Source organism: Streptomyces novaecaesareae, assembly GCF_000716875.1.
Lineage (GTDB): Bacteria > Actinomycetota > Actinomycetes > Streptomycetales > Streptomycetaceae > Kitasatospora > Kitasatospora novaecaesareae.
The window spans coordinates 1-4,080 of record NZ_JNWQ01000170.1; the positions used below are offsets into that span (position 1 = coordinate 1).

The following is a 4,080-nucleotide window of genomic DNA, read 5'->3' on the forward strand; positions in this document are numbered from 1 at the left end:
ACCCCCAACCCGTCCGCCGACTCCCCGCCCCCTAACCCCTCAACCCCAGCCGCCGCTCCGCCTCCCCTCCCGTCACCCCACCCCGCCCACCGGCGCCGCGGCCGCCGGAAGCGCGGGCGGGTTCACCCTCGCCTGCTCCGCGAGGAGGTCGGCGAAGGCCACCGTGAGGGGGTCGGGCCGGGTGCGGGTGTAGGCGGTGAGGGTGCGGCGGATCGGCGGGTCCGGGCGGAGCAGGGCGCCGTCGAAGTGCGGCGGCACGATGTTGGCGGGTACCAGTGCGGGGCCCAACCCGGCCGCGGCCAACAGCGGTGCGGCGGAGGTCTGTTCGGCGCGGACGGCCACACGGGGGTGGAAGCCGGCCTGGGCGCCGACGCGGTCGAGCAGGTCCGCGAGGCCGTTGTCGGGGGCGTAGTGGACCCAGTCGCGGTCCGCGAGTCGGGCCGGATCGACCGTCCCGGTGGGGCTGTCGGCCAGCGGGTCGTCGGTGGGCAGGACGATCACGAACTCCTCGACGCCGAGTTCGCGGATCGGCCCCTCCCAGCCGGTCGGGGCGGGGCCGATGGCGACATCGGCGCGGCCTGCGGCCATGGCGGCCTGGAGCCGGTCGGCGTGCGGGTACTCGCGCAGCCGGATCCGCACGCCGGGGTGCCGGCGGCGCCAGGCCCGCAGCACGGGCGGCAGGATGCCGAGGCTGACCGAGTAGACGGCCGCGACTTCCAGCTCGCCCTCCTCCAGCCCCGCCGTGCGCCGGGCCACGGTGTGCAGGCGTTCCGCTTCGGCAAGCGCGGCACGGGCGTGCGGCAGCACCGCCCGGCCCATCGGGGTGAGCCGTACCGTGCGCGGCAGGCGTTCGAGCAGCGGACCGCCGACGGCCTTCTCCAGGGCCCTCATCTGGTGCGAGAGCGCGGGCTGGGTGACGTGCAGCTGCTCGGCCGCGCGCGTGAAGGAGCCGGTGTCGACCACCGTGACCAGGTATTCGAGCTGCCTGAGCGTTGCCATGAGCAAATTTTATCGTCGGCGTAGAAAACAAGCCTTGGACTCATCACCGCAGCCCAGGCGAAGGTCGTGAGGTGGCCGCCACACGGAAGACCGCACGGAGAACCGTGGACGGCCGATCCCCCCTGGCCCGAACCGAAGGAGCACTCCCGTGTCCGACATCCCAAGCAGCACCGCCCTCAGGGGCCGACGGCTCGTCGTCGTGGGCGCGGGTTCGCGCACCGGGCGCGCTCTCGCCAAGGCCGCCTCGGCCGCCGGTGCCGAACTCGTGCTGGCCGGTCCGGACCCTCGCAAGCTGGAGTGGACGGCCGGTGAGCTGTCCGGCCCCTCCGAGGTGCTCGGGCTCGACCTCGCGGACGAGCGGTCGATCGCCGACTTCGCCGCCCGGGTCGGCCGGTTCGACCACCTGGTGTCCACCGCCGCGATGCCGGCCAACGGTCCGTTGAAGGACCTCGAAGCCGCCGATGTGCAGCGGGCGTTCTCGGCCAAGGTGATCGGGCCGCTGCTGCTGGCCAAGCACCTGGCCGGGCGGGTGTCCGAGGACGGCTCGTTCACCTTCTTCTCCGGTGTGGCCGCCTGGCGTCCGGCCCCCGGCCGCACGGTGATGGCCACCACCAACGGCGCGCTGGCCTTCCTGGTCCAGGCCCTGGCGGTGGAGATCGCGCCGGTGCGGGTCAACGCGGTCTCCCCCGGCATCGTCGACACCGGTTCCTGGGACGGCCTCGGCGCCGACAAGGACGCGTTCCTGCAGGGCGTCGCCGCGCGCAACCCGGCCCGCCGGGTGGGCAGCCCGGAGGACCTGTTGAAGGCCGTGTTCTACGCGATCGACAACCCGTACGTCACCGGCACCGTGCTGCATGTCGACGGGGGTGGCCGCCTTGTCTGAGCCCCGGCTCACCGCCGCGGCGGCTCCGGCCCGCCCGCGCCGCCCGGTCCGTACCGCCGCCGTGGCCGCGGCCCTGGCCGCCCTGCTGGGCGGCACCGCCGCGGCCGCCCCCGCCCACTCCCCGGCCCATCACCCGGCCGCGCAGTCGTGGCCGCAGCACCTGGTCGACCGCTCACCCGACCTGGTCCAGCCGAAGGCGCTCACCGTGGACCGTTCCCTCGGCGCCCGGCGCGCGGCCCAGGAGGTCCACCTGGCCCAGCAGTTGTACACGTTCTGGAACACCGGGCAGCAGAAGTACCTGGACGCGGCGATCAGCCCGGGCTTCCGGGACAACACGCTGCCGCCCGGCCGCCCCCAGGGCCCCACCGGCCCGGTCCTGGCCTCCCGGGCCTTCCGGGCCGCCGTGCCGGACCTGACCTGCGAGCTGTCCGAGGTGCTGGTCACCGGAGACCGGATCACCGCCCGGCTGGTGTTCCGCGGTCACTTCACCGGCACCTTCGACGGCGTCCGGGGCAAGGGCCAGAGCATCGAGTTCAACGCCATCGACATCCAGCACGTCGGCACCGACCGGATCGTCGAGGACTGGCACATCGAGGACAACACGGCGCTGCTGGCCCAACTGGGCGTCACCGGCTGACGCCCGCCTCCGCGGAGGCGGAGAGGGGCCGCCGACCGGCACGCGCCCGGAATCGTGTTGGCGGTCGGCGGCCCGTCCTGCCTATCGTCGGAGGATGACTACCCGAACCTTCCGCATCATGGTGCGCGGCGTCTTCGACGGCCTCACCGAGGAGCAGCGCGCCGAACTCCTCGCCGCCGCGCCCGAGCACGACGTCCTGCGCGCTGCCTTCACCCGCGAGGGCCACCTCAGCTACGACCTCGCCGCCCGCACGGCCTTCACCTTCCGCTTCCTGGACGAGGGCGAGGCCGAGGAGGACATCCTGGAGGCCACCGAGCGGGCCGAGCAGTCGGCGCACGGCTGGCTGACCGAACGCGGCTACGGCTACCGGAACCTGCGCTCCCAGGCGGAGGACCTCTCCCAGGCGCCGCTCGGCAAGCGACAGCGTCGCGCCGCCACCACCGCCACCTGATCCACCCCCTCCCCCCTCCGCCACCTCCTTGACGGCTCCCTCCGTGGATATACTTGAGCAGTCAAGGAGGTGGCAATGACAGAGCACACCGGAACGGGCCCGAGCCCCGACCCGCTGGACACCGCCCTGCGGCTGGTCCGCGCCCAGACGGCCCTGGTCAAGCGGTTCGACGCGAGCCTCGGCGGCCTGCACGGCGTGAGCCTGTCCGACTTCACCCTGCTGCTCCACCTCGCCCAGGCCCCCGGCGGCAGAATGCGCCGGGTCGACCTCGCCGAGGCCCTCGGCCTCACCGCGTCCGGTGTGACCCGAGGCCTCGCCCCGCTGGAGCGGATCGGCCTGGTCACCCGCGAGGCCGCCGCCCGCGACGCCCGGGTCGCCTACGCCGCCCTCACCCCGACCGGCCGGGACCGGCTCGCCGAGATGCTGCACACCGCCCGCCAGGTCGCCGCCGACCACTTCGCGGCCGAGCAGTGCAGCCCCGAGGACCTCACCCGCCTGTCCGCCCTGCTCACCCGCCTCGGCGCCACCGCCCCCGGCCAGCGGATCGGTTGACCGCAGCACGCCCCGACCAGCCACGCCCCCGACCAGCCCCGCCGCAGGCCCTGCCCGACCCGCGTCCTAGGCTGAACCCGCACCACCGCACCCCGCGAAGGGCAGCACCATGACCCTCACCACCGCCGCCGTCACCACCGCCGCCGTCACCACCGACGACGCCGCCACCGCAGCCACCCCCGACCTCACCATCGACGGCACCGGCCTGCTCTGCGTCCAGCTCCTGCTCCGTCTGCGCGCCCGGATCGCGCATCTCCCGGCCGGCACGGTGGTCCACATCCACACCACCGACCCCGCCGCCCCGCTCGACCTGCCCGCCTGGTGCCACCTCACCGGCCACGAGTACCTCGGCCAGGTCCCGTACGAGGCCACCGACCGCGAGGTGTACGCCCTGCGCCTCACCTCCGCCCCCGTCCCGACCCGGCCCGACCGCCCCTGGCACCCGGCCCCCACCACCGACTGACGGCACCACCGACCGACCGCCCGACACCCCAAGTCCCCACCCTGTCTCTTATACACATCTCCGAGCCCACGAGACAGGCAGAAATCTCGTATGCC

6 protein-coding genes are annotated in these 4,080 nt (G+C 74.2%); 5 read left to right on the forward strand and 1 reads right to left on the reverse strand.

The window, feature by feature from the left end; genetic code table 11:
• Positions 1-72: 72 nt before the first annotated feature.
• On the reverse strand, positions 73-999 hold the full coding sequence (locus tag OP86_RS32165) for a LysR family transcriptional regulator (RefSeq protein WP_051831162.1): 927 nt from the start codon (positions 997-999) through the stop codon (positions 73-75).
• Positions 1,000-1,147: 148 nt separating this feature from the next.
• Here OP86_RS32165 and OP86_RS32170 point away from each other — a divergent pair, with 148 nt between their 5' ends.
• From OP86_RS32170 to OP86_RS32190, 5 genes are all read left to right on the forward strand, one after another.
• On the forward strand, positions 1,148-1,882 hold the full coding sequence (locus OP86_RS32170) for an SDR family oxidoreductase (protein WP_030056167.1): 735 nt from the start codon (positions 1,148-1,150) through the stop codon (positions 1,880-1,882).
• Positions 1,875-2,519, forward strand: a complete 645-nt coding sequence (locus OP86_RS32175) for an ester cyclase (protein ID WP_051831164.1) — start codon at positions 1,875-1,877, stop codon at positions 2,517-2,519. The genes OP86_RS32170 and OP86_RS32175 overlap by 8 nt, the downstream gene beginning before the upstream one ends.
• A gap of 94 nt (positions 2,520-2,613) precedes the next feature.
• Complete coding sequence (locus tag OP86_RS32180; protein ID WP_030056169.1) at positions 2,614-2,970, forward strand: DUF6204 family protein; 357 nt, start codon at positions 2,614-2,616, stop codon at positions 2,968-2,970.
• Positions 2,971-3,045: 75 nt separating this feature from the next.
• A complete protein-coding gene (locus OP86_RS32185) occupies positions 3,046-3,522 on the forward strand; it encodes a MarR family winged helix-turn-helix transcriptional regulator (RefSeq protein ID WP_030056170.1) in 477 nt (158 codons plus the stop codon).
• Positions 3,523-3,631: 109 nt separating this feature from the next.
• Positions 3,632-3,985: a sulfurtransferase TusA family protein gene (locus OP86_RS32190; protein WP_078589576.1), complete on the forward strand. Its 354-nt coding sequence runs from the start codon at positions 3,632-3,634 to the stop codon at positions 3,983-3,985.
• The last annotated feature ends 95 nt before the right edge of the window (positions 3,986-4,080 follow it).